This window comes from Pseudomonas sp. WT-JTC, from assembly GCF_056711565.1.
In genome coordinates, this window is record NZ_CM160042.1 from 1,882,790 (window position 1) to 1,905,374 (window position 22,585).

Below are 22,585 nucleotides of genomic sequence, written 5' to 3' on the forward strand. Positions count from 1 at the left end.
CGGGACGGCTCGGGAAACTGTCGGCTTCTACGAATGACAGAGAAGGGAGTGCCCAATGTCAGACAAAAGCCGCCAGATGACCCCCGAAGAAGCCGCTGAATTTGCCGAACAGGTATTCAACAAGGCACGGGAGGGCGATGCGGCGATGATGGCCGCGCTGCTGACCAAGGGGTTACCGCCGAACCTGCGTAACCACAAGGGCGATACCTTGCTGATGCTGGCCGCGTACCACGGCCATGTGGAAACGGTAAAAGTCCTGCTGGAGCACAAGGCCGACCCGGAGATCCGCAACGACAACGGACAGAGTCCGATTGCCGGCGCCGCCTTCAAGGGCGACCTGGCGGTGATCAAGGCCTTGGTCGGCGGCGGTGCGCAGGTTGAAGGTTCGTCCTTCGATGGCCGCACGGCGCTGATGATGGCGGCGATGTTCAACCGCGTCGAAGTGGTCGATTACCTGATCAGCAAGGGCGCCGACCCGAAAGCCAGGGACGCCAATGGCATCACCGCGCTGGACGCGGCGAAAACCATGGGCGCTTCCGATGCCGTTGCGCACCTGGAAAAACTGCTGGGCTGACGCAGAGCCTTGTGGCGAGGGGGCGCTCACTACAGGTCCACATTTGCGCTATCCTTCGCGCCCTCAATATTCCCCTCGCTACAGGATCCGCCCCATGAAAGCCGCACTCGTCGAACTCATCAGCAAAATCAGCTCCGGGTGCATGGGCGAAGACGAAATCCTCAAGGTCGCAGACGAAGCGGCGCAGGCCTACGCCGATCCGCAGGCTTTTCTGACCGCCAATCCGGACATCAACTACGACGACAGCTTCCCGATCCCGCTGGGTGAGTGGGTGGTGGTCGGCAGCCTGCCGGAAACGGTGCTGTTCCAGGCTGACACCTACATGGACCTGTTCGCCCAGGTTGTCGCCTCGTTCGGCCCGGGTGTGGATTTCAATCTCAAGCCCAAGCAGCTGGCCAGGACCGAAGCCCTGACCGCACTCAACCGCATCCAGGTGCAGATGAGCAGCCTGAACAAGGAAAACGGTGGCTACACACTGATGAACTTCAGCCAGTTGCTCGATGACGAGTTGCAGGTGGTGCTGGTCTACGGCAATGACGTGCCACGCGTGCTGGAATTGTGCGCTGAAGTCGGCATCGCCGCCGCGCCATCCCTGGAAGCCCTGAAAGTGGCGATCCACGTTTGATAGCCAAATACTGTCAATAAAGCGGAGCCCTCGCGACGACCGTCTATCCTGAGAGGGCAAATCACTCTTCAGGAGCGTCACCATGGGTTCCACGTTCAACAGCCTGGTTGCCTTGATCATTTTTGTCCTGGACATCTGGGCCATCATCAACGTATTCAAAAGTAGCGCCGAGACCGGGATGAAAATCCTCTGGGTACTGTTGATCGCGCTGTTGCCGGTGCTGGGACTGATCATCTGGGCCATCGCCGGGCCACGGGGCAATGTCAAACTCTGACGGATTTCCCGCAAACAACTCCGGCCCTGTGGGAGCGGGCTTGCTCGCGAAGAACGATTACGCGGTTCGCCGACAAACCGAGTTGCCTACTTCGCGAGCAAGCCCGCTCCCACAGGATTGTGGCAAGTCGAACAACTGAGGTTCGACCTGTCATGTTCCGCGACGTAGAATGCGCGCCTTTCCCGGTCAATCGAGACAATCGATTGGCCATCATGGGCGGGTAACCGTCCGTTGCCACCCGCATTCATCGGAGCACTTCCCATGAGCAACACCCCTGCCAGCGACTACCTGGAAACCCTCTACGAAGGCTACGGCCAGCGTTTTCGCATGGATAAACTGCTGCACGAAGTGCGCACCGAACACCAGCACCTGGTGATCTTCGAGAACCCGCGCATGGGCCGGGTGATGGCGCTGGACGGTGTGATCCAGACCACCGAAGCCGACGAATTCATTTATCACGAAATGCTGACCCACGTGCCGATCCTCGCCCATGGCAGCGCCAGGCGCGTGCTGATCATCGGCGGCGGCGACGGCGGCATGTTGCGTGAAGTGGCCAAGCACCGTAGTGTCGAGCACATCACCATGGTCGAGATCGACGGCACCGTGGTCGACATGTGCAAGGAATTCCTGCCGAACCACTCCAAGGGGGCATTCGATGATCCGCGTCTGAACCTGGTGATCGACGACGGCATGCGTTTCGTCGCCACCACCACCGAAAAGTTCGACGTGATCATTTCCGACTCCACCGACCCGATCGGACCGGGGGAAGTGCTGTTCTCGGAAAACTTCTACCAGGCCTGCCGCCGCTGCCTGAACGAAGGCGGCATTCTGGTGACCCAGAACGGCACGCCGTTCATGCAGATCGAAGAAGTGAAGACCACCGCCGGTCGCCTGCGCAGCCTGTTCCCGGACTGGCACTTCTACCAGGCCGCCGTGCCGACCTATATCGGTGGCTCGATGACCTTCGCCTGGGGTGCCACCAATACCGCTTATCGCAAGTTGTCCCGCGAAACCCTGCAACAGCGCTTCACGGGCAGCGGCATCATCACCCGCTACTACAATCCAGAAATCCACATCGGTGCCTTTGCCTTGCCGCAATACGTATTGCAGGCAGTGAACAAGCCAAGCAACGACTGATCTTTCAGTCCGCGCACGAAACCTGTGGGAGCGGGCTTGCTCGCGAAGAGGGAGGGTCAGTTGAAAACAAGTCGGCTGACACACCGCTTTCGTCGGAACGCCGCCCGGAGCAAGCCCGCTCCCACATGGCTGCGCTTGACGGGTTAAAGCGGGTGTCGGGAGAGATTTTCACATCCGCCGATATGTTTGATCTGGCGGAACATCAGCCAGCTAACAAGGTCGAGATAGAGGTGAACCCATCAATGGGGTTTATCGAGGAGGCACCAATGCAAAAGTGGAAAGTCACTTTCGTGGATGATCATGGCGAAACCGTCAACGAAGTCTTCGAGTGCATCGAGCGCCCGGACTACGAGCGTGCCGCCAGGCTCATCAAGGCCAGGCTTCTTCCTGTCGCTGCCGAACTGGATCTGAACGATCTGGAAGGGCGGACCACTGATGCGAGCGTCAAAGAACTCAAGGCGCAGAACAGCATTCAAATCCTCGGTATTGCTCCAATCTGAACGACACCTGTCGCATTCAAATCCAGACCTTGGCAGAGGCTCTATCTTGGGGCTACTCTGCAAGCGAGATCAGCGAATGAATCGCTAAGGTCTGGTCTTGTCAGCTCCATGCTTGTTTCCCGCCGGCACATCGGTTGCCGTCGCTCGCGCTGTTCGGTTGCGGGTGAGGGAGTACGGAAAGTCTATCCATCGTTTTGAGGAGGACGTTTCATGAGCACAGCCTATCAAGAAGACATCAGCAGCAGCGTACTGCGCCGCATGAAAGAAGGCGGTTTTGACTTTTCGCGGTTTCATCCCATCGAGTTCTACGCCATTTTCCCGGACGAGGAGCGGGCACGCAGGGCGGCAGGTCATTTCCACCGTGGTGAATCCCTGGATGCGCAAATCAGTGTGCGCGACGACGGCGCCTGGGCGCTGGAACTGTGCAAAGTCATGTATGCCACCTACGACGACATCGGCGATTTCGAACAGGGTTTCGAAGCGGTGGTCGAGCCGTTGGGCGGCATCATCGAAGGCTGGGGTGTGAAACAGGAGGTACGAGGGCGACTCGCATAACCTTATGAACAGTGACAATTGGCAATGACGGCCGACCTTCGGGTTGGCCGTTTTCATTTTCGCCGCCAGGACATTGAACACAATCCGGTAGAAGCTGGCTTGCCAGCGAAGGCGTCCTCGAAGAGTAACCCATGACTTGCTGGCCCCATCGCCAGCAAGCTGGCTCCTACGGACTATGCTGGTGACAGGCGATCACTACGCCTTGCAATGAAGCGGGGGCGATCAGGTTGGGGCATTTGTCGCACAGGATTGGTGCGGTGCGTGCGTCTTGATTATCCAACCGATTGAAATTTAAGCGTTTATGCCGATGGCACGGGCCTTGCGAAGGTCTGGACGTCCGAGTGACAAGGAGTACGGCATGATCCGCACCTATTTTGATGAGATGTACGATGCCGGCGGCCTGGTCCGCCCGCATTATCGGGAGTTTGCCCGTTGGCTGGCCGAGACGCCTGACGAGCTTCTGGCACAACGGCGACGCGAGGCCGATCTGTTGTTTCATCGCGCCGGGATTACTTTCACGCTCTACGGAGACGAGCAGGGCACTGAGCGCCTGATTCCGTTCGACACCATCCCGCGCAGCATTCCTGCCAGTGAATGGCGGGTCGTCGAGCGCGGCTGCATCCAGCGGGTCAAGGCGTTGAACATGTTCCTCGCCGACCTTTACCACGAGCAGCGCATCATCAAGGCCGGCATCATTCCGGCCGAACAGGTGCTGGCCAACGAGCAGTACCAGTTGGCGATGCAGGGCCTGGACCTGCACCGCGATATCTACTCGCACATCTCCGGGGTCGACCTGGTGCGCGACGGCGACGGCACCTACTACGTGCTCGAAGACAATCTGCGCACGCCCAGCGGCGTCAGCTACATGCTTGAAGACCGCAAGATGATGATGCGCCTGTTCCCCGAACTGTTCGCGGCGCAACGCATCGCTCCTATCGACCACTACCCGAACCTGCTGCTCGACACCCTGAAAAGCTCAAGCCCCATCGACAACCCGAGCGTGGTGGTGCTGACACCCGGCCGCTTCAACAGCGCGTTCTTCGAGCATGCGTTCCTGGCGCGGGAAATGGGTGTGGAGCTGGTGGAGGGCGCGGACCTGTTCGTGCGTGACGACAAGGTCTACATGCGCACCACCGACGGGCCGAAAGCGGTCGACGTGATTTATCGTCGCCTCGACGACGCTTTCCTCGATCCGCTGGCCTTCAACCCGGAGTCAATGCTCGGCGTGCCGGGGCTGCTGTCGTCCTACCGCTCCGGCAACGTGGTGCTGGCCAATGCCATCGGCACGGGGGTGGCGGACGATAAGTCGGTGTATCCGTTCGTTACCGACATGATCCGTTTCTACCTCGACGAAGAGCCGATCCTGAAGAACGTGCCGACCTGGCAATGCCGTAACCCTTCTGAACTTTCCCACGTGCTGGCCAATCTTCCAGAACTGGTGGTCAAGGAAACCCAGGGTTCCGGCGGGTACGGAATGCTGGTGGGGCCGGCGGCGACGGCGGCGGAAATCGAAGCCTTCCGCGCGCGGATCATCGCCAAGCCCCATGCGTATATCGCCCAACCAACGCTGTCGCTGTCGACTTGTCCGACCTTTGTCGAAAACGGCATTGCACCACGCCATATCGACTTGCGGCCGTTTGTCCTGTCGGGTCGTGAAACCCGGGTCGTGCCCGGCGGTTTGACCCGTGTCGCCCTGCGCGAAGGCTCCCTGGTGGTCAACTCCTCCCAGGGTGGCGGAACCAAGGACACCTGGGTGGTCGAGGATTAAAGGAAGCCTGCCATGTTAAGTAGAACTGCCTCGGATTTGTATTGGATGTCGCGTTACCTGGAGCGGGCGGAAAACCTCGCACGGATGCTCGACATCAGCTATTCGCTGTCGCTGATGCCGCAAGACGGTCGTGGCGACGGTTTGCACGAATTGGCCATGCCGCTGTTGATCACCGGCACCCTGGACGATTACCTGGAGCGCCATGGCGAACTGCATGCCGAACGGCTGCTGCATTTCTTCGCCCTGGATGCGGCCAACCCGGCGAGCATCTACAGTTGTCTCGGTGCGGCACGGGCCAGCGCCCATGCGGTGCGTGGGCGCATCACCGCCGACATGTGGGAAAACATTAACGCCACCTGGCTGGAAATTCGCGGTATTGCCGAGCAGGGCCTCAGTCGCTACGGCATGAGCCGTTTCTGCGAGTGGATCAAGGAACGTTCCCACCTGTTCCGGGGCGCGTCCTACGGCACCATCATGCGTAACGATGCGTTTCGCTTCATTCGTCTGGGGACCTTCATCGAACGGGCGGACAACACTTTGCGCCTGCTCGATGCCCGCTACGAAATGGCCGGCGATCAGGCCGAAGCCGTCAGCGATGGCACCGCTCACGCGTATTACCAGTGGAGTGCGTTGTTGCGGGCGTTGTCGTCGTTCGAGGCCTACACGGAAATCTACCGCGACGCCCCCGGCGCCCGGCATGTCGCCGAACTGCTGTTGCTGCGGGCGGATGTACCGCGATCCCTGCGCGCCTGCACCGAAGAAATCGACCAGATCCTCGCGCAATTGCCAGGGGCCAATGGTCGCCCCGCACAACGCCTGGCGGCAGAAATGGACGCGCGCCTGCGCTACACCGGCATCCATGAAATTCTCGAAGAAGGCCTGCACGCCTGGCTGACCGAGTTCATCCCGCTGGTGCGCCAGTTGGGTAACGCGATACACAGTTCTTATCTGGAGGCCGCATGAGACTTTCCATTAGCCACGAGACCACCTATCACTACGAAGACAAGGTGCGGGCGAGCATCCAGTACCTGCGACTGACTCCCCACGACAGCGAGCGCCAGCACGTGCTCAGCTGGCAGCTCGACCTGCCTCGTCCGGTGCGGGCGCAACTCGACCCGTTCGGCAACATCCTGCATGTGCTGACCATGGATGAGCCGCACGAGGCGATCATCATCGGCGCCCGTGGCCAGGTCGATATCGACGAGTTGCGTGAGGCCGAGCACGAGAGCCAGTCGGCACTGCCGTTTCTGCGTTTCACCCGTTTGACTGAAGCCGACTCCGCCCTGCGTTCGTTCGCCGAGAACGCGTGCAAGCAACGCCGTGATCGCACGGCGTTGATCGATCTGATGCATGGACTCAACCAGCATATGACCTATACGCCGGGCTCCACGGAAGTGGACACCAGCGCAGCCCAGGCTTTTGCCGGGCGCTCTGGCGTGTGTCAGGACCATACCCATGCATTTCTTGCCTGCACGCGCAGCCTGGGTATTCCGGCGCGTTATGTGTCGGGGTATCTGTACAGCGAGAACAGCGAACACCTGGCCAGCCACGCCTGGGCCGAGGCCTGGCTGGATGACGCCTGGTACAGCTTCGACGTGACCAACGAACTGGCCCGGCCGGAACGTCACCTGAAACTGGCGGTGGGCCTGGATTACCTGGATGCCTGCCCGGTGCGCGGGATGCGTCGGGGCGGCGGGTGTGAGCAGATGCATGCCAAGGTGCTGGTTTCACCGACGCCAGCGCCGGTGATTTCAGTGCAGCAGCAGTAGGATCGGGGATACCGCTTCGCGAGCAAGCCCGCTCCCACATTTGATTTGCGGCGCACAGCAATTCCAATGTGGGAGCGGGCTTGCTCGCGAAGAGGCCGGTCCATACAGCACAAGGCTTAGGGCTTCACCTTCCGGCCCGACATATGCTTGAGATACCCCACCAACATCCCCAGGTCCCCATCCGGTAACACCTCGGTGGAGAACCCTGGCATCTTCGCCTGCGGCCACTGGCGCAAGCTCTGTGGATCGCGGATGTAGCGCTTGAGGAAGTCCGCGCCAAAATATTCGGTCGGGTTGTACGGAATATTCAGGTCCGGCCCGAACTGCGAGTCGCCAGCGCCATTGAGTCGATGGCATGCCAGGCAGTTCTTCTGGAACAACGCAAAACCCTTGTACACCGGATCATCGGCCCTCAATGCCGGATCGGGCAGCAGGGCGGGAAAGCGCTCGGCCACGGGCGCCAGGCGTTTGATGCTCGTGACCTGGAACGGCCATTGTTCGGGGCTGATGTTGCCGGCCTGCGGGTTGGTCCAGACCAGATAGAACGGCCCGGCGCCTGGCTTGCCTTCGGATAGCGGTGGCCAGGGCTTGCCAGGGTCTTCAATCGCCAGCCACGCCTGTGCCCCCTGGGAGTTGAGCAACGGCGCTGCGGCCATTTCGGCGGCAAAGCCATCCAGGGCCACGGCTTGCAGGTGGTCGTCGGGCTTGATGCCGGTCAGCAACGCGGACAGAGGCACGGCGCGGTAGCTCATGTCCCGTTTGTAGGAAACGTCGTCGCTGATGTCGATGGTTTGAACCTGAGGATGCTTGAGCAATTCCTCGGTCTGCCAGGTGCGACTGTTCGCGCCCAGCTCCAGGTTCAGCTGTGCGGCATACAGGGGCGAGCCGAACAGCAGGGCCCCGAGCAGAATGAGTATTTTCAAATGATCGCCGTCCATGTCGTGGAAGTGCCGCCAAGGTTGGCACAGCCACGCTGGCCCGGGTAGCGGGCCAGTCACATTTTGATAGTGGCAATTCAAAAACCGTGACGCCGTATCTTTCAGACGCGACTAGCCGATCACCTTGGTCAGGTTCGGCAATATCAACAACAATGTGGTGGCGAAAAGGATGAGCCCGGCTTGTCGTACTTTCGATTGTTTGAACATGGCTTGACCGCCTTTATTGTTATTTCCTGATGCCTGCCTGCATTGCTCCATGACGGCAGGTGCACTTCCTGTAGCGACGAGCGCCTCGGCAAAACCCGACGACAACTTCGTACAAGTTCACCTTAGAGCCCGCGCAGCGCTTGGCTTAGATCCATTTCGTATGGAGTTGTTACGATTCGCTTTAAAAAAGACATGAGGCCTATTGCCAGCTTTCTTGGCGCCCGTTGGCTAGACAGCTTGGTGTCCGGAATCGGTAAATCCGGTAGCTCACTACCGTCCGTCTGAGCGTGAGCGTCAACATCTGTGAGCGCTGCGGTCATTGAATCAAACGCGGCTCGGGCCAAGAGTGAGCACTCGATATTCACCCTCCCGCACTGTGGTTCGAGGACGTCATGACCCAAGCATTGATTTTCGACGCGTTACGCACGCCCCGTGGCAAAGGCAAGGCCGACGGCGCCTTGCACAGTGTCAAACCGGTGGACCTGGTTGCCGGTTTGCTCACTGCGCTGCAACAGCGCACGGCGCTGGACACCAGCCAGGTCGATGACGTGGTGCTCGGCTGCGTGACGCCGATTGGCGATCAAGGCTCTGACATCGCCAAGACCGCCGCTCAGGTGGCCGATTGGGATGTCAGCGTGGCGGGGGTACAGATCAACCGTTTCTGTGCTTCGGGGCTGGAGGCGGTCAACCTCGGTGCGATGAAAGTGCGCTCCGGCTTCGAGGACCTGGTGGTGGTCGGTGGTGTCGAGTCGATGTCCAGGGTGCCGATGGGCAGCGATGGCGGGGCCTGGGCGCTGGACCCGGCGACCAACCTGCACAGTCACTTCACACCACAGGGCGTGGGCGCGGACCTGATCGCCACCCTTGAAGGCTTCAGCCGTCAGGATGTCGATGCCTACGCGCTGCATTCCCAACAAAAGGCTGCGCGGGCGCGGGCCGATGGTTCGTTCAGCAAGTCGCTGGTGCCAGTGCAAGACCAGAACGGCATCATCCTGCTCGATCACGATGAGTTCATCCGCGCCGATTCGACCCTCGAAGGCCTGGGCAAGCTCAAGCCGAGTTTCGAGATGATGGGGCAGATGGGGTTCGATGCCACCGCGCTGCGGGTCTATAGCCATGTCGAGCGGATCAATCATGTGCACACCCCCGGCAACAGCTCCGGGATCGTCGATGGCGCGGCGTTGATGCTCATCGGCTCCGAAGCCAAGGGCCGGGCGCTGGGCCTGCAGCCACGGGCGCGGATTGTCGCCACGGCGGTCACCAGCACCGATCCGACCATCATGCTCACCGGTCCCGCGCCGGCGACCCGCAAAGCGTTGGCCAAGGCCGGGCTGCGGGTCGAAGACATCGATCTGTTCGAGGTCAACGAGGCGTTCGCTTCCGTGGTGTTGAAATTCATCAAGGACATGGCCGTCGATCCGGACAAGGTCAATGTCAACGGCGGTTCCATCGCCATGGGCCACCCGCTGGGCGCCACCGGCTGCGCCATTCTCGGCACGCTGCTGGATGAACTGGAAGCCCGGCGCCTGCGTTATGGCCTCGCGACCCTGTGTGTCGGCGGCGGCATGGGCATTGCCACCATCATCGAACGCCTCTGAGCCCGGACTTCAAGGAATCCAGTTATGAACGAAGCCATTCGTTACGAAAAAGGCCAGGACCAAATCGTCGTCCTGACCATCGACATGCCAGGCCAGAGCGCCAACACCATGAACGCGGTGTATCGCGAGGCCATGGCTGACTGCGTTGCGCGCCTGGTGGCCGACAAGGACAGCATCGCCGGTGTGATCATTACCTCGGCCAAGAAAACCTTCTTTGCCGGCGGTGACCTCAATGAATTGATCAAGGTCGGCAAGCCCGAAGCCAAAGCCTTCTACGACATGGTACTGACCCTCAAGGGCCAGTTGCGCACCCTGGAAACCTTCGGCAAACCGGTGGTTGCGGCGATCAACGGCGCGGCACTCGGCGGCGGCTGGGAAATCTGCCTGGCCTGCCATCATCGCGTAGCGCTGGACAACCCGTCGGTGCAACTCGGTCTGCCGGAGGTCACCCTCGGCCTGCTGCCGGGCGGCGGGGGCGTGGTGCGCATGGTGCGCATGCTCGGAATCGAAAAAGCCCTGCCATACCTGCTCGAAGGCCAGAAAGTTCGCCCGCAACAGGCGTTGCAGGCGGGGTTGATCGACGAGCTGGCAGCAGATTCCGAAGAGCTGATGGCCAAGGCGAAGGCGTGGATTCTCGCCAACCCGGCGGCGGTACAACGCTGGGATGTGAAGGGTTACCAGATTCCGGGCGGTACGCCGTCAAACCCGCGAGTCGCTCAGATGCTGGCGATTGCACCGTCGATCCTGCGCAGCAAAACCCAGGGCACGATGCCCGCACCGGAGAAAATCCTGTGCGCAGCGGTCGAGGGCGCCCAAGTGGATTTCGACACGGCGCACCTGATCGAAACCCGCTATTTCACCGAGCTGACCACCGGCCAGGTCTCGAAAAACCTGATTGGCACGTTCTGGTTCCAGCTCAACGAAATCAATGCCGGCGGCTCGCGGCCTCAAGGCTTTGCGCCTTATGTCACCCGCAAGGTCGGGGTGCTCGGTGCCGGGATGATGGGCGCCGGAATTGCGTTTGTCAGCGCGTTAGCCGGTATTGAGGTGGTGCTCAAGGACATCAGCATCGCCGCGGCGGAGAAGGGCAAGGCGCATTCGGCGGCGCTGCTGGACAAGCAAGTCGCTCGCGGACAAATGAGCATCGAGCAACGCGACACCGTTCTGGCACGCATTCAAACCACCGCAAGCGATGCCGACCTGGCTGGTTGCGACCTGATCATCGAGGCCGTGTTCGAGGATCGTGACTTGAAGGCCAAAGTGTCGTTGGCGGCGCAAAAGGTCGTCGGCGCGGACGCGGTGATCGCTTCCAACACATCGACCTTGCCGATCAGCGGCCTGGCGTGCGCCGTGCCCGATCAGAGCAAGTTCATCGGCCTGCACTTTTTCAGCCCCGTGGAAAAAATGCCGCTGGTGGAAATCATCAAGGGCGCCAATACCAGCGACGAAACTTTGGCCCGTGGGTTCGATTACGTCCTGCAAATCCGGAAAACCCCGATTGTGGTCAATGACAGCCGCGGTTTCTTCACCTCAAGGGTGTTCGGCACCTTCACCAACGAAGGCATTGCCATGCTGGGTGAAGGTGTGAACGCAGCGATGATCGAGACTGAAGCACGCAAAGCCGGCATGCCTGTAGGGCCGCTGGCGATCTCTGACGAAGTTTCCCTCAGCCTGATGAACCATATCCGCCTGCAAACAGCCAAGGACCTGCAGGCAGAGGGCAAACCGCTGCGAGAGCATCCGGCATTTGCCGTGATTGACTTGTTGCTCAATGAATACAAGCGTCCGGGCAAGGCTGCCGGGGGTGGTTTCTACGAGTATCCGGCGGGCGGCCAGAAACACCTGTGGCCACAGTTGAAAACCCGCTTCGAGAAAACCGACGGGCAGATTTCACCGAAGGATGTGCGTGATCGCTTGCTGTTCGTGCAAGCCATCGAAACCGTGCGCTGTGTGGAGGAGGGCGTGTTGACCTCGACGGCGGATGCCAACGTTGGCTCGATCTTCGGTATCGGTTTTGCCGCGTGGACCGGCGGTGCGCTGCAGTACATCAACCAGTACGGCGTGCAGGACTTTGTCGCCCGCGCCCAATACCTGGCCAAGCAATATGGCGAGCGGTTCGCACCGCCTGCATTGCTGCTGGAGAAGGCCGCCAAAGGGGAGGCATTCTAAGGGCGCGATGACGCATTTCGGGGCTTGCCTTGTCACGGTGTTTCAGGGCAGGCTCTGGGGTGTGCATTATTCCCATCACGTGTCAGGTATTTTTTATGTCGTTACGCATCTGCATTCTGGAAACCGACCACCTGCGTCCGGAATTGGTTGACCAATATCAGGGCTACGGGCAGATGTTCAAACACCTGTTTTCGCAGCAGCCGATTGCCGCCGAGTTCACGGTCTACAACGTGGTGCAGGGTGAATACCCAAGCGACGACCTGACATTCGACGCCTACCTGGTGACGGGCAGCAAGGCCGATTCCTTCGGCACCGACCCGTGGATCGAAACCCTCAAGAAATACCTTCTGACCCGCTACGAGCGCGGCGACAAGCTGCTGGGCGTCTGCTTTGGTCATCAGTTGCTGGCATTGCTGCTCGGCGGCAAGAGCGAGCGTGCGACCCAGGGTTGGGGTGTCGGCACCCACAAATACAAGCTCGCCGCCAAGGCGCCATGGATGAATCCGGTGCGCGAAGAGCTGACGCTGCTGATCAGCCACCAGGACCAGGTCACGTCGCTGCCGGAGAACGCCACGGTCATTGCCTCCAGCGATTTCTGCCCGTATGCCGCCTACCACATCAACGACCAGGTGCTGTGCTTCCAGGGGCATCCGGAGTTCATCCACGACTACTCCCGCGCCCTGCTGGAGATTCGCCAGCAGGCACTGGGTGAGCAGGTCTACTCCAAAGGTATCGCGAGCCTGGATCAGGAGCACCACGGCACCACGGTTGCCGAGTGGATGATGCGGTTTGTCGCACACAAGCCAACATCTGTTTAAAACCCGTAGGAGCGAGCCCAGCTCGCGATGGTGGTGAACGATAACGCGCCAAACCTGACAGCCCACGGTGCTCTCAGGTTTTTCGCGAGCAGGCTCGCTCCTACAGCCACCCCGACTTCTTGAAACTCGCCCACAACCCCAGACAACCCACCGTGATAAATCCCAGCACGCCGAAATAGCCGTAGTGCCAGTTCAACTCCGGCATGTTCTGGAAATTCATCCCGTAAATCCCCGCCACCGCCGTGGGGAAGGCCAGAATCGCCGCCCAGGCCGCAAACTTGCGTTGCACCACGCTCTGGCGAGAGGCCTCCAGCAGCACCCCGACCTCAATCGTCTGGCTGGCAATATCCGCCAGGGTCGTCAGGTCTTCCATTTGCCGCGTCACATGGATCTGCACGTCGCGAAAGTACGGGCGCATGTTTTTATCGATAAACGGGAAACTCAGCCGTTGCAATTCCTCCCCGATCTCAATCATCGGTGCCACATAACGACGCAAGCGCAAAACATCACGACGCAGGCCATGCAGCTTCTGGATGTCGTAGTCATTCAACACGCCGCATAACACGTTGCGCTCCAGCTCATCGATTTCCGCGTGAATGACTTCGCCCATCGGCTGGTAGTTCTCGATCACAAAATTGAGGATGGCATAGAGAACGAAATCTTCCCCGTGCTCAAGCAATAGCGGACGCGCCTCACAGCGTTGACGGACATGGGCGTAGGACGCCGAGTGACCGTTGCGTGCAGTAATGATGTAACCATTGCCGGCAAAAATATGCGTCTCGATGAACTCGAGTTTGCCTTCATGACGGATGGGCGAATACGTCACGATGAACAGCGCATCGCCGAAGGTTTCCAGCTTCGGCCGGCTGTGCTTTTCCAGGGCGTCTTCAATGGCCAGTTCGTGAAGGTTGAACTGGCGCTGCAGATTGTAGAGCTCCTCGGCATTCGGCTCCTCGAGGCCGATCCAGACAAAGTGTCCGGGCTTGGCAGCCCAGGCTGCGCCTTCGTCGAGGGTGATATTGGTGACTCTCTTACCGGCGCTATAAACCGCAGCAGCAACAACTCTACCCATGATGGTGGTTCACTTCTTTTGGCAGCTTTCAATTGGCAACATATGCAATGCCAGTGTTGATCAGCTTAGCCTCGCAGTGTTTGCGAGTCAGCTAAATCTGCCGAGTTCGCCGGTAAAGTCTCGCAGACAAAAGAAAACCCGCGCCAGGCGGGTTTTCTTGTTCAGGCGGCTTGCAGTTGCCGGTCCATCGAATCGATGCATTCACGCATCTGCTCGCGGCACTGGGCAATCAGCATGGGCATGTCGTCCAGGCTCAATCCGGCGGTGGGAATCGCCGGCAACGAACGAATCAGAATTTTCCCGCTGCGCCAGCGGTTCAATCGCATGTGTTTGACGTAACTGCTGACACACACCGGCACGATCGGCACCCCGGCGGCAATGGCCATCTGGAATGCGCCTTTCTTGAAGGGCAGCAAGTCCTCACCCAGGTTGCGCGTGCCCTCCGGGAAGACCCATATCGAGGTGTCCTTGTTTTGCAGGGTGTGGGTGGTGGTCAACATCGACTTACGCGCCTTGTGCGCATTGCCACGGTCGATCAGCACATTACCGGCCAGCCAGAACAACTGCCCGAACAGCGGCACCCATTTCAGGCTCTTTTTGCCGATGCACACGGTACGACGGGGCACTACGTTGCCAAACACAAACAAGTCGTAGTTGGACTGGTGATTGGCGATGATCACACAGCTGTCAGGCTTATCCATCAACGGCCCGACTTCGGCCTTCACCCGCAAGCGCAATATACACATGGCCGGCCACGCGTACAGGCGTGCGCACAGACGGCTGTTGTCCGGGTTGAACGGCCGGCACAGGCCGAGAATCACACCCAGCACACCCGCCACAATAAAGTGCAGGCCCATCAATGACATACGCAACAAAAACAGCATTTACAGGCCCCACCGGGACAAAAGGTGGCGCAGTGTACGGATGTGCACTGTTTTCGGCAATTGCTCCCAGAGTAGTGGGAGATAGCCGATGTTTGTGCTGATGTTTCCGACTAATCGGTCAGATACGGTCTAGAGCAGTTACAGGCGTTTAACACAGACATGTATGAAAAAGCCCGACACGACGGTCGGGCTTTTATTTGTAGCAGGTCCGGGCTTAACCCAAATGTGCCTGGTCCTGGATGATCGCGTTGTCCAGGGCCTCCAGCAGCGCTTTGCGCACTTTCAATTTGGTGTTCTTGTGGGCGGTCATGTTGATCTTCTTCAACTGGCGAGCCGCCGCCAGTGCCGCGCCTTGCAGTTCTTCAGCCGACACCACGACATCCAGGAAACCGGCAGCCACGGCGCCTTGCGGGCTGAACATCTCGCCGTTGACCACGGAACGCTGAAGCGCCACTTTGTTCAGGCGGTCACGGGCGATCTCAATGCCCGCGTGGTGCATGGTCATGCCGATCTGCACTTCGTTCAGGCCAATGCTGAACGGGCCCTCAACACCGATGCGATAGTCGGCGGACAGCAGCAGAAACGCGCCCTTGGCCACTGCATGCCCCGGGCACGCAACGATCACCGGGAAGGGGTGCGACAGCAGGCGACGGGCCAGTGTCGAGCCAGAGGTCACCAGTGCCACGGCTTCTTTAGGGCCGGCCGTCATCACCTTCAAGTCATAACCGCCGGAGAGAATGCCCGGCTGGCCGGTAATGATCACCACCGCACGATCAGTCACGGCCTGATCCAGTGCAGCGTTGAACGCGGCAATCACATCCGGGGAGATGGCATTGACCTTGCCATTGCTCAAGGTCAGGGTCGCGATACCGTCTTCGAGATGGTAGGAAATCAACTCACTCATGACGCTATTCCTTTCAATAAAGTTGGGCAGACGTTACCCACCGCCGCAAGCCAGGTAAAGCGCCGTGACTGACCCGCCAGTCACCCTTTGCCCGCCCGCCAGGCGTAGCCCGCCGTGCCTGCTGCCCGTTCCCCTCTATATAGAAGAGGGGGCGAAGCCGGAGATTGGCCGGTTTGCCATGGTCCAGAGTGAGCTGAAACGCTGAATCGCGTTAACCGCATGAAAATTCTGAAAAAAATGTTTGCCATCAGAAAAGCTTTCGACTACATTAGCGCGCCTCGACAGACAGAACATGTTTGAAGAGATACGGTGAAGTGTCCGAGTGGCTTAAGGAGCACGCCTGGAAAGTGTGTATACAGGAAACTGTATCGAGAGTTCGAATCTCTCCTTCACCGCCACATTCTGAGAACCCTCGCAAATCCATGGTTTGCGGGGGTTTTTCTTTTTCAGCTGTACTACTTGATTGTACTGCTCACTACATCCCGCCTTCTGACACTGCGATCCATACCTTTCGACGTCCCGTGTGTCTCTACTACGTCAGCTTGAGTCGTTCTAACGCATAGTCCTTACCTGCCAGGGTAAGTTCAAAAGTGGTGGCGCCGAACGTACCCCGTGTCACTTTTTGCTTCACAAGACGTTTAGCCTGGAGTTGCTTCAGACCGTCTTCAACTTCCAGCTTGCTGAGTGAGACAAGTTTGCAAACCGAGTCCAGGTTTGCAATTTTCCTGAAGTTTGCATGATAGGCCAAAGCTTCCATCAGCAGCGTTTGGTTATCTGTCAACTGTGGAAACTGAGGGTTGTTCGTTTTGTAAACCTTTCGCTCTATCTCATGTAGCTCGCCGTAAGTTCCGTCAGGGGTGCGGTAGTAGTAAATCGCTGCGGTCAGAATGCTGATCAACGCCGCGCTAATCATCAGCAGCGACCAATTCGGCATTGGCGTTTCTAACAGAAGCCAGTTCCACGCACGTACCAGCCAGCCTTTGGTATCTGCCAACAACGTCAACTCGAAGTAAGTGTCGAGCAGCTTTGTGGCAGATACCAAGGCGACAAGGAAGCCTCCGGTTGAGTAGGCAATAGTCTTGAAAGTGAAGGGGAAATGATTGCCTTCTGCTGTCATGCTGCTCGTCTCCAGTGTAGAGAACCGACGCTATCAGCATAGCAGTGGAAAAGTGGCGCCCTGGCATTGGTGCGGGTGGGGGAGATGCTGATCCCGTAACATTGCCGGCGTTCGATGCACTGGCTGAATATCTGAACAGGAAGGAACAGCAATGATCACCACTACCACCCATTCCATTGAAGGTCGGCAAATTACGGCCTACCTGGACATCGTCAGCGCCGAGTCGGTGCAAGGGATCAACGTCGTCCGTGACGTGTTTGCCGGGATGCGCGACTTTTTTGGCGGGCGCTCCCAGACACTGGAGCGAGCGTTGAAGGAAGCGCGCATTCAGGCCACCGATGAGATCAAGGAGCGGGCGCGGGCGCTTCAGGCGGACGCGGTGGTCGGGCTTGATTATGAAATCAGCATGCCGGCCGGCAAGGGCGGGATGGTCGTGGTGTTTGTGACCGGGACTGCAGTCAAGTTGCGGTGAAAGTACGAAGCCATTCGTCGGTCACGGGGAAATCAGAACGGCAAGTCCATTAGTGACCGGCTAGTCTGAAAAACCTTGGCGATCGATATTGTTTCGGCAAAAGGGCTTGCCGGTGTCGATCCCGCTTTTTGAAAGGGGTGATGAGATGGCTGATCCGTATATCGAGGACGATGGCGCAGAGTTTCCGATCAACAATTGCGTGCGGTGTGGCCAGACCCAGTATGTGGCCAGTTTCGGCGAGGACCAGACAGAGGTCGACAAGATCAAGACCAGGGCGTGCCGGGTACTGAAGGGCAAATTCCTGCCCAGGGTGACAGCACCGGTCAGGAAGTAAACGAACGCGAGTAAACCCCGTCAACGAACGGGGGTTTTGATGATCGAAAGGGTTGCATGACAAAATTTTCAGGCGGCTGATCTTTCACAAACTTTTCACAGCTCCCTCCGTAATCTCGACTCATCCGTTAGAAAGCAACACCTGGCCCGTCTCCCCAGCGGGCTTTTTTTTGTCCGTCATAAAACCTTTTTCAAAAATGCTGTCCAATCGTCGCCAATCGCGAAGTTGGACCGGTGTGCTGGACTTTATCCGCGCAAAAGCATTCAATCTCGCCCCCTTTTTGTGTACCCCTATTTTTGAGGTTTTTGTCATGCGTTTAACACTGCCCGCTCTGGTTCTGGGGCTTCTGGTTGCTCAAGGTGCAATGGCTGGTGACGGTACTGCCGCGCTGGGCGGTGGCTTGGGCGGCGCATTGGGTAACGTGGTCGGCCAGAAGATGGGCGGCAGCACTGGCGCAGTGATTGGTGCGGGCGTCGCTGGCGCGGCGGGCAGCGCAGTTGCCGCCAAAAAAGGTCATCGCACCAGCGCTGCTATCGGTGGCGGTGTCGGTGCGGCCGGTGGTTCGGTGATCGGTAACAGCCTCGGCGGCAAATCCGGTGCCACCATCGGCGCAGGCTTGGGTGGTGCATTGGGCGGCGGCGTAGGCAGCAACCTGGCCAATGGTCACAAGCGTCACTGATCCTGATCCAGAATTGAAAAGAGCCCGGCTTGATGCCGGGCTTTTTCATTTATGAACGTTTTACGCCGCAGCGGCTCAAATCTTCCATACTCCTGAAGAATGCGAGGTGTGCCATGAATCCGAAAACCGACGGCAATAAAACCGCAAGCCTGAATGCTCGACGATTGATGTTGCCTGCGATTGTTTTTGGATTGCTGGTCTCTCAGGTGGCGCTGGCGGGAGGTAATGGAGATGCCGCGGTAGGCGGTGGTCTTGGTGGGGTGTTGGGCAACGTTGTGGGTGGCCAGGTGGGCGGCAGTACTGGCGCAGCGATTGGTGCGGGTGTCGGCGGAGCGGCCGGTAGTGCCATTGGCGCGCCCAAACACAGTCGCACCGAGGCGGCGGTAGGCGGTGGTTTGGGCGCGGCGGGTGGTTCGGTGGTCGGCAACAGTCTTGGTGGTTCGACCGGATCGGCCATCGGCGCGGGCCTTGGCGGTGCAGCGGGCGGCGCGGTCGGCAATGATCTGGGGAGTGATAGCGGCCATTCCCATTCCGGTAACGGTTATAAACACTCGAACAAGCACCACAAGAAGCATCACTAGTTAAGCGAGGCATACCATGACTGCGGAAACCGAAGGCAAGGAAGAAAAAGGCCCGAGCGAACTGCCGCTTATCAACGATCCCGGCAATGAAGATCCGGGATCGCTGATGGATGATGCAACGGTGCCGCTTAACGATGCTGATGATGCGGGCGATGTGGGGAACATTGATTTTGAAGATGAGGAAGAGGACGAGGATTGATCGAGCCGGGTTGCCGGGTCGAACGTGTCCATCGCCAAGTCATGCCGATGGCGATGGACCGGGTGAGCAAGCTATTACGAAGCGACAGTGAGGAAGTCCGGGTCCCGATTATTTCTTTAAACAGTCGAACCAATGGGTTCAATTGCGGTTTCAGAAATCTCCCAGGACTCCCGTGAGTTCCCGCGATACAAGTAGCTTTTTGGAAGTTTTGGTGAGGGCGCATCAGGCTCACCTTCATCAACCTTTGCCACTCCCCCCCGATCCGTCACCAGACATCCCGGCTTGCTCGCCTGCGGACAATTTCCGCCCAACCCCGACGGACTCACCCACCCCGTCGGGTTCCGGGCGTATCGATACGGGTTCAACCCGCCGGCCAACTTGAGTGGATCCTGCGTCAGATAACGACCGATGTCCGGATGGTAGTAGCGATGCCGGTTGTAGTGCAGGCCGCTCTCAGTATCGAAGTATTGCCCCTGAAACCGTAGCGGCTGTTCGAGGCGTTCGTCGTTGCCGTGGCTCGGTTCGCGGAGTTTGCCGTGGGCGGTGTATTTGGCGGACCAGACGATGGCGCCGGCGTAGCTGGTCAGTTCCTGCGGGGTGCCGAGATGGTCGAGTTGGTAGTAGAACGGGCAGGCGTCTGCCCGACCTTTGCCGTCGAGCAGCGCCAGTGGGCGGAAGCTGCCGGGTTCGTAGACGTAGCTGCGGTAATGTCGGGGGCCGCTTTCAGCGATGAGCTGGTCGCCTTGCCAGAAGAATTGCGTGGTCTGGCCGTCGATGGTTTTGCGGATGCGCCGGCCGAAGGCGTCGTAGCGGTAGCTGACACTTTTACCCTCCGGGGTGCTGACGCTGATCAGGCGGTGCTGGCTGTCGTAGGTGAACTCGGTGACCCGGGGCGGCATACCGCGACATTCGCGGATCAGATTGCCGAAGGCGTCGTAGTCGTAGTGGCTGTCGCCGCGGCGGCGCAGGCGGTTGCCCTGGAGTACGCGCGGGCCGGGGCGGTCGTGGATCAGCAGGTTGCCGGCCGGGTCGTGGGTGAAGTTCTCTGCGGACTGGTCGCGGGCGTGGCGCACTCCGGTCAGGCGGTCGAGCGCGTCGTATTGGTAGCGGTGTGAACCGTGGCGGCTGTCGGTAATTTGCAGGAGATTGCCTTTGGTGCTGTAGGCATACTTGCGGCGGTACAGTGGTCGTTGCTTTTGGCTGACGGCATGGGCCTGCAAACGGTCTTGCTCGTCGTAGGCATAATCGCTGAGCAGCAGACCCTGTTGGCGTTGCTGTTCGCGTCCGCCGACAAAACGATGGCTGGTCAGGCGCGTGCCGTTGAGGTCGATGGCAGTAAGTGCGCCCCCCTTGGCGTGGTGATAGTCGAGGACGCAGGCGTCCGGCAGGCTTATACGCTTGAGCCGACCGCAGGCGTCGTAGCCGTAACGCAGGGTACCCGAACCCTGATACTCGGTGATCAACCGGTCCTGGCGGTCGTATTCGAACTCCAGCGGATGGTCCTGGCCGTCATCGACGCTGATCAGTCGCCCGAAGTTGTCGTAGTGGTACTCGACCTTGACCCCATCGGGCAGAGTTTTGACCAGTAGCCGCCCAGCGCTGTCACGTTGATAGCCGGTAACCAGCTGCGAGCCGTCGTCGCCAAACTCGGTTTTCTCCAGCAACTGGCCATTGAAGTCGTAGCTGTAGGCGGTACGACGGCCATCGAATCCGGTTTCCTGTCGGATCAATCCGCCCTGGGTGTAGTCCAGCCGGTAAGTGTCACCGACCTCGTTGTCGATCTCTGTGAGCAACAATTGCGCAGGGTCGTAGCGGTACTTCAGTGCGCTGCCGTCGGGGTTGATCCGACGGCTGACCAAGTGCAGGTCGTCGGCGTATTCGTAACGGGTTACCCGTCCCAGTTCGTCGGTTTTGGCAGCGACCTGGCCATAGGTGTTATAGCGCCAGACACGGCGGGCACCGGTGGGCAGCGTAGTCCGGGTCAGTCGGCCCATGGCGTCCCACTCAAAACCGGTGACGGCACCGTGTTCGTCCTGCCGGGTAATCTGCCGCCCCAACGCATCGTAGGAAAAAGTGCGAAGAGCACCGTCCGGCAGGGTCTCTTCCAGCAATTGTCCCAAGGCGTTCCAGACAAACCGGTGACTGCTCTGGTCGGGAAAACGGATAGTCAGCAAGCGTCCCAGCGGGTCGTAGAAGAAGCGGGTGATCTGCCCGTCGGGATCGGTGACGGCAGTGATGTCGCCTTGGGCATTGCGTTGGTAGCTCCACGTCGCCTGACTGTGGGTGCGGGTGTGCAGGAAATGGTGACGATACTCGTAGGACATGGGCGTCTCATCCGGCGCAAGCAGTGCGATCAGCCGGCCCTGATCGTCCCAGATGTAACGCACTTCCATCTGCGCAAACGAGGCCCAGTAACGGATGCAGCGGGCTGCCTTGCCCGAGCGCTCCCACGCCCAGAAGAAACTCGCGCCGCCAGCCAGTTGCCGTTGCAGGATGACGTGCTGCTCGTCGTAGTCATAGCGCTCGCTTTCACCTGCGGCGTTGGTTGCCTCGATCAAGCGCTGGCGGGCGTCGTAGCGGTAGCTGACCAGTGTCTGTTCGGTGCGCCAGGTGTGCGCCTCGGAGCCGCTGCGCTGAAACACCTGATAGTCGACGGCCACCAGGTGCTTGAGGTCGTAACGCAGCAGCAAGGCGCGGTCGGAGCCGTTGTCCAGGCGCTGAATCCGGTCAAAGCGGTCACGCTGTACCGTGAGGCGGTTGCCATAGGCGTCGCTGATCGCGCTGAGCCGGCCGTCGTGGAAGTGATAAAAACGCGCCACGTCGCCGGCCAGGGCGAGGATCAGTTCGTCCGTTTTCTCGCCGAGGTAAATCGCCGCCCGCGAAAGGTTGTTGTGGATCAGTGGGCGCGCCGCCACCGGCCAAGGAAACGGCGTGCGGCGGTTTTCGGGGTCGATCCACAGCACCTGCCCGCCGTGAAGTTCCAGGTGCTGGGACAGCGAATGACTCCAGCCAAAACCGAGGCCGCTGTCGAGTTCGACGGCACTGGTGCGATAGAAGCGGGTGAAGTCGAACGGCAAGATCCCGTCGAGGGTGCCTTCGGTCAGGGTCAGCAGTACTTCGCCGGTAACCATCGACACAGGGCAGTTGTGAGTGGCGGTGCGCCCTGCGCTTTCGATCCTGTACGCCCGTGTCAGGGGACCGCTGGTGGGGCATGCCAATACCTTTTGGGGATCGAACATCGGCAGACTTTCGCTTGGCGGAATGTGGAGTCCGAGACTCTGCGGATGACCTGCAAGGAAAGAAGTCAGCAAGGTTGGCGTTTGCTGTAGGGCGATTCGCTAAATAACGTAGAGCCATTCGGCGTGGTTCTGGATTTCATCGTTGCTCTGGGCCAGCGGCGCTCGCTATGCT

The 22,585-nt window shown here is 59.4% G+C and carries 23 protein-coding genes and 1 tRNA gene; 18 read left to right on the forward strand and 6 right to left on the reverse strand.

The window, feature by feature from the left end:
* Nucleotides 1-55 precede the first annotated feature (55 nt).
* From AC06G5_RS08540 to AC06G5_RS08580, 9 genes are all read left to right on the forward strand, one after another.
* Entirely contained in the window at nt 56-574 is a 519-nt protein-coding gene (locus AC06G5_RS08540; protein WP_480459242.1) for an ankyrin repeat domain-containing protein, read from the forward strand.
* Nucleotides 575-668: 94 nt separating this feature from the next.
* On the forward strand, nt 669-1,199 hold the full coding sequence (locus tag AC06G5_RS08545) for a hypothetical protein (RefSeq protein ID WP_413705397.1): 531 nt from the start codon (nt 669-671) through the stop codon (nt 1,197-1,199).
* Between the two features lie 82 nt (nt 1,200-1,281).
* Nucleotides 1,282-1,473 (forward strand): PLD nuclease N-terminal domain-containing protein, encoded by a 192-nt coding sequence (locus tag AC06G5_RS08550; RefSeq protein WP_046042941.1) that lies wholly within the window; start codon nt 1,282-1,284, stop codon nt 1,471-1,473.
* 261 nt (nt 1,474-1,734) lie between these two features.
* Complete coding sequence (gene speE / locus AC06G5_RS08555) at nt 1,735-2,610, forward strand: polyamine aminopropyltransferase (RefSeq protein ID WP_413705396.1); 876 nt, start codon at nt 1,735-1,737, stop codon at nt 2,608-2,610.
* Between the two features lie 266 nt (nt 2,611-2,876).
* On the forward strand, nt 2,877-3,110 hold the full coding sequence (locus AC06G5_RS08560; protein ID WP_413421964.1) for a hypothetical protein: 234 nt from the start codon (nt 2,877-2,879) through the stop codon (nt 3,108-3,110).
* Between the two features lie 210 nt (nt 3,111-3,320).
* Nucleotides 3,321-3,665 carry a ribonuclease E inhibitor RraB gene (locus AC06G5_RS08565; protein WP_020796118.1) on the forward strand — a complete coding sequence of 115 codons (345 nt, stop codon included), beginning with the start codon at nt 3,321-3,323 and terminating at the stop codon, nt 3,663-3,665.
* Nucleotides 3,666-4,023: 358 nt separating this feature from the next.
* Complete coding sequence (locus tag AC06G5_RS08570) at nt 4,024-5,433, forward strand: circularly permuted type 2 ATP-grasp protein (RefSeq protein ID WP_413421966.1); 1,410 nt, start codon at nt 4,024-4,026, stop codon at nt 5,431-5,433.
* Between the two features lie 12 nt (nt 5,434-5,445).
* Nucleotides 5,446-6,396 (forward strand): alpha-E domain-containing protein, encoded by a 951-nt coding sequence (locus tag AC06G5_RS08575; RefSeq protein WP_007971901.1) that lies wholly within the window; start codon nt 5,446-5,448, stop codon nt 6,394-6,396.
* Nucleotides 6,393-7,202, forward strand: coding sequence for a transglutaminase family protein (locus tag AC06G5_RS08580; RefSeq protein WP_413421968.1), 810 nt, complete (start codon nt 6,393-6,395; stop codon nt 7,200-7,202). The genes AC06G5_RS08575 and AC06G5_RS08580 overlap by 4 nt, the downstream gene beginning before the upstream one ends.
* 116 nt (nt 7,203-7,318) lie before the next feature.
* Here the strand turns inward: AC06G5_RS08580 and AC06G5_RS08585 are convergent, their stop codons facing one another.
* Nucleotides 7,319-8,140 (reverse strand): c-type cytochrome, encoded by an 822-nt coding sequence (locus tag AC06G5_RS08585; RefSeq protein ID WP_480459243.1) that lies wholly within the window; start codon nt 8,138-8,140, stop codon nt 7,319-7,321.
* 599 nt (nt 8,141-8,739) lie between these two features.
* On the opposite strand from AC06G5_RS08585, the gene AC06G5_RS08590 reads away from it, so the two are divergent.
* The 3 genes from AC06G5_RS08590 to AC06G5_RS08600 all read left to right on the forward strand — a co-directional run bounded on the left by AC06G5_RS08590 (nt 8,740) and on the right by AC06G5_RS08600 (nt 12,932).
* Nucleotides 8,740-9,945: an acetyl-CoA C-acetyltransferase gene (locus AC06G5_RS08590; RefSeq protein ID WP_429369299.1), complete on the forward strand. Its 1,206-nt coding sequence runs from the start codon at nt 8,740-8,742 to the stop codon at nt 9,943-9,945.
* A gap of 24 nt (nt 9,946-9,969) precedes the next feature.
* A complete protein-coding gene (locus tag AC06G5_RS08595; protein ID WP_480459244.1) occupies nt 9,970-12,114 on the forward strand; it encodes a 3-hydroxyacyl-CoA dehydrogenase NAD-binding domain-containing protein in 2,145 nt (714 codons plus the stop codon).
* Between the two features lie 95 nt (nt 12,115-12,209).
* Nucleotides 12,210-12,932, forward strand: coding sequence for an amidotransferase (locus AC06G5_RS08600; protein WP_413421976.1), 723 nt, complete (start codon nt 12,210-12,212; stop codon nt 12,930-12,932).
* A gap of 100 nt (nt 12,933-13,032) precedes the next feature.
* Here the strand turns inward: AC06G5_RS08600 and AC06G5_RS08605 are convergent, their stop codons facing one another.
* From AC06G5_RS08605 to AC06G5_RS08615, 3 genes are all read right to left on the reverse strand, one after another.
* Nucleotides 13,033-14,004 carry a magnesium and cobalt transport protein CorA gene (locus AC06G5_RS08605; protein ID WP_413421978.1) on the reverse strand — a complete coding sequence of 324 codons (972 nt, stop codon included), beginning with the start codon at nt 14,002-14,004 and terminating at the stop codon, nt 13,033-13,035.
* A gap of 161 nt (nt 14,005-14,165) precedes the next feature.
* Entirely contained in the window at nt 14,166-14,888 is a 723-nt protein-coding gene (locus AC06G5_RS08610; protein ID WP_413421980.1) for a lysophospholipid acyltransferase family protein, read from the reverse strand.
* Between the two features lie 214 nt (nt 14,889-15,102).
* Complete coding sequence (locus AC06G5_RS08615) at nt 15,103-15,792, reverse strand: crotonase/enoyl-CoA hydratase family protein (RefSeq protein WP_413421982.1); 690 nt, start codon at nt 15,790-15,792, stop codon at nt 15,103-15,105.
* A 308-nt stretch (nt 15,793-16,100) separates the two neighbouring features.
* Between AC06G5_RS08615 and AC06G5_RS08620 the strand changes: the two genes are divergently transcribed.
* Nucleotides 16,101-16,190: transfer RNA gene (locus AC06G5_RS08620), tRNA-Ser, on the forward strand.
* 134 nt (nt 16,191-16,324) lie between these two features.
* On the opposite strand, the gene AC06G5_RS08625 is transcribed toward AC06G5_RS08620, so the two are convergent.
* Nucleotides 16,325-16,909 (reverse strand): hypothetical protein, encoded by a 585-nt coding sequence (locus AC06G5_RS08625; RefSeq protein ID WP_413705393.1) that lies wholly within the window; start codon nt 16,907-16,909, stop codon nt 16,325-16,327.
* A 151-nt stretch (nt 16,910-17,060) separates the two neighbouring features.
* On the opposite strand from AC06G5_RS08625, the gene AC06G5_RS08630 reads away from it, so the two are divergent.
* The 5 genes from AC06G5_RS08630 to AC06G5_RS08650 all read left to right on the forward strand — a co-directional run bounded on the left by AC06G5_RS08630 (nt 17,061) and on the right by AC06G5_RS08650 (nt 19,174).
* Nucleotides 17,061-17,381, forward strand: a complete 321-nt coding sequence (locus tag AC06G5_RS08630; protein WP_007971919.1) for a YbjQ family protein — start codon at nt 17,061-17,063, stop codon at nt 17,379-17,381.
* A gap of 145 nt (nt 17,382-17,526) precedes the next feature.
* On the forward strand, nt 17,527-17,715 hold the full coding sequence (locus AC06G5_RS08635) for a hypothetical protein (protein WP_108218939.1): 189 nt from the start codon (nt 17,527-17,529) through the stop codon (nt 17,713-17,715).
* A gap of 310 nt (nt 17,716-18,025) precedes the next feature.
* Nucleotides 18,026-18,394, forward strand: a complete 369-nt coding sequence (locus AC06G5_RS08640; RefSeq protein WP_102672845.1) for a bacteriocin — start codon at nt 18,026-18,028, stop codon at nt 18,392-18,394.
* A 113-nt stretch (nt 18,395-18,507) separates the two neighbouring features.
* A complete protein-coding gene (locus AC06G5_RS08645; protein ID WP_413421987.1) occupies nt 18,508-18,975 on the forward strand; it encodes a glycine zipper domain-containing protein in 468 nt (155 codons plus the stop codon).
* 16 nt (nt 18,976-18,991) lie between these two features.
* Complete coding sequence (locus AC06G5_RS08650; protein WP_413421989.1) at nt 18,992-19,174, forward strand: hypothetical protein; 183 nt, start codon at nt 18,992-18,994, stop codon at nt 19,172-19,174.
* Between the two features lie 116 nt (nt 19,175-19,290).
* Here the strand turns inward: AC06G5_RS08650 and AC06G5_RS08655 are convergent, their stop codons facing one another.
* Nucleotides 19,291-22,413 carry an RHS repeat-associated core domain-containing protein gene (locus tag AC06G5_RS08655; protein WP_480459245.1) on the reverse strand — a complete coding sequence of 1,041 codons (3,123 nt, stop codon included), beginning with the start codon at nt 22,411-22,413 and terminating at the stop codon, nt 19,291-19,293.
* Between the last annotated feature and the right edge of the window lie 172 nt (nt 22,414-22,585).

Excerpts from the sequence above, each read along its gene's own strand:
- AC06G5_RS08630 (WP_007971919.1), top strand. The coding sequence starts at position 17,061 with ATGATCACCACTACCACCCATTCCATTGAAGGTCGGCAAATTACGGCC.
- AC06G5_RS08650 (WP_413421989.1), top strand. The coding sequence starts at position 18,992 with ATGACTGCGGAAACCGAAGGCAAGGAAGAAAAAGGCCCGAGCGAACTG.
- AC06G5_RS08560 (WP_413421964.1), top strand. The coding sequence starts at position 2,877 with ATGCAAAAGTGGAAAGTCACTTTCGTGGATGATCATGGCGAAACCGTC.
- AC06G5_RS08595 (WP_480459244.1), top strand. The coding sequence starts at position 9,970 with ATGAACGAAGCCATTCGTTACGAAAAAGGCCAGGACCAAATCGTCGTC.
- AC06G5_RS08585 (WP_480459243.1), bottom strand. The coding sequence starts at position 8,140 with ATGGACGGCGATCATTTGAAAATACTCATTCTGCTCGGGGCCCTGCTG.
- AC06G5_RS08540 (WP_480459242.1), top strand. The coding sequence starts at position 56 with ATGTCAGACAAAAGCCGCCAGATGACCCCCGAAGAAGCCGCTGAATTT.
- AC06G5_RS08575 (WP_007971901.1), top strand. The coding sequence starts at position 5,446 with ATGTTAAGTAGAACTGCCTCGGATTTGTATTGGATGTCGCGTTACCTG.
- AC06G5_RS08635 (WP_108218939.1), top strand. The coding sequence starts at position 17,527 with ATGGCTGATCCGTATATCGAGGACGATGGCGCAGAGTTTCCGATCAAC.
- AC06G5_RS08580 (WP_413421968.1), top strand. The coding sequence starts at position 6,393 with ATGAGACTTTCCATTAGCCACGAGACCACCTATCACTACGAAGACAAG.
- AC06G5_RS08570 (WP_413421966.1), top strand. The coding sequence starts at position 4,024 with ATGATCCGCACCTATTTTGATGAGATGTACGATGCCGGCGGCCTGGTC.
- AC06G5_RS08645 (WP_413421987.1), top strand. The coding sequence starts at position 18,508 with ATGAATCCGAAAACCGACGGCAATAAAACCGCAAGCCTGAATGCTCGA.
- AC06G5_RS08655 (WP_480459245.1), bottom strand. The coding sequence starts at position 22,413 with ATGTTCGATCCCCAAAAGGTATTGGCATGCCCCACCAGCGGTCCCCTG.
- AC06G5_RS08550 (WP_046042941.1), top strand. The coding sequence starts at position 1,282 with ATGGGTTCCACGTTCAACAGCCTGGTTGCCTTGATCATTTTTGTCCTG.
- AC06G5_RS08615 (WP_413421982.1), bottom strand. The coding sequence starts at position 15,792 with ATGAGTGAGTTGATTTCCTACCATCTCGAAGACGGTATCGCGACCCTG.
- AC06G5_RS08565 (WP_020796118.1), top strand. The coding sequence starts at position 3,321 with ATGAGCACAGCCTATCAAGAAGACATCAGCAGCAGCGTACTGCGCCGC.
- AC06G5_RS08590 (WP_429369299.1), top strand. The coding sequence starts at position 8,740 with ATGACCCAAGCATTGATTTTCGACGCGTTACGCACGCCCCGTGGCAAA.
- speE (WP_413705396.1), top strand. The coding sequence starts at position 1,735 with ATGAGCAACACCCCTGCCAGCGACTACCTGGAAACCCTCTACGAAGGC.
- AC06G5_RS08605 (WP_413421978.1), bottom strand. The coding sequence starts at position 14,004 with ATGGGTAGAGTTGTTGCTGCTGCGGTTTATAGCGCCGGTAAGAGAGTC.
- AC06G5_RS08625 (WP_413705393.1), bottom strand. The coding sequence starts at position 16,909 with ATGACAGCAGAAGGCAATCATTTCCCCTTCACTTTCAAGACTATTGCC.
- AC06G5_RS08640 (WP_102672845.1), top strand. The coding sequence starts at position 18,026 with ATGCGTTTAACACTGCCCGCTCTGGTTCTGGGGCTTCTGGTTGCTCAA.
- AC06G5_RS08610 (WP_413421980.1), bottom strand. The coding sequence starts at position 14,888 with ATGCTGTTTTTGTTGCGTATGTCATTGATGGGCCTGCACTTTATTGTG.
- AC06G5_RS08545 (WP_413705397.1), top strand. The coding sequence starts at position 669 with ATGAAAGCCGCACTCGTCGAACTCATCAGCAAAATCAGCTCCGGGTGC.
- AC06G5_RS08600 (WP_413421976.1), top strand. The coding sequence starts at position 12,210 with ATGTCGTTACGCATCTGCATTCTGGAAACCGACCACCTGCGTCCGGAA.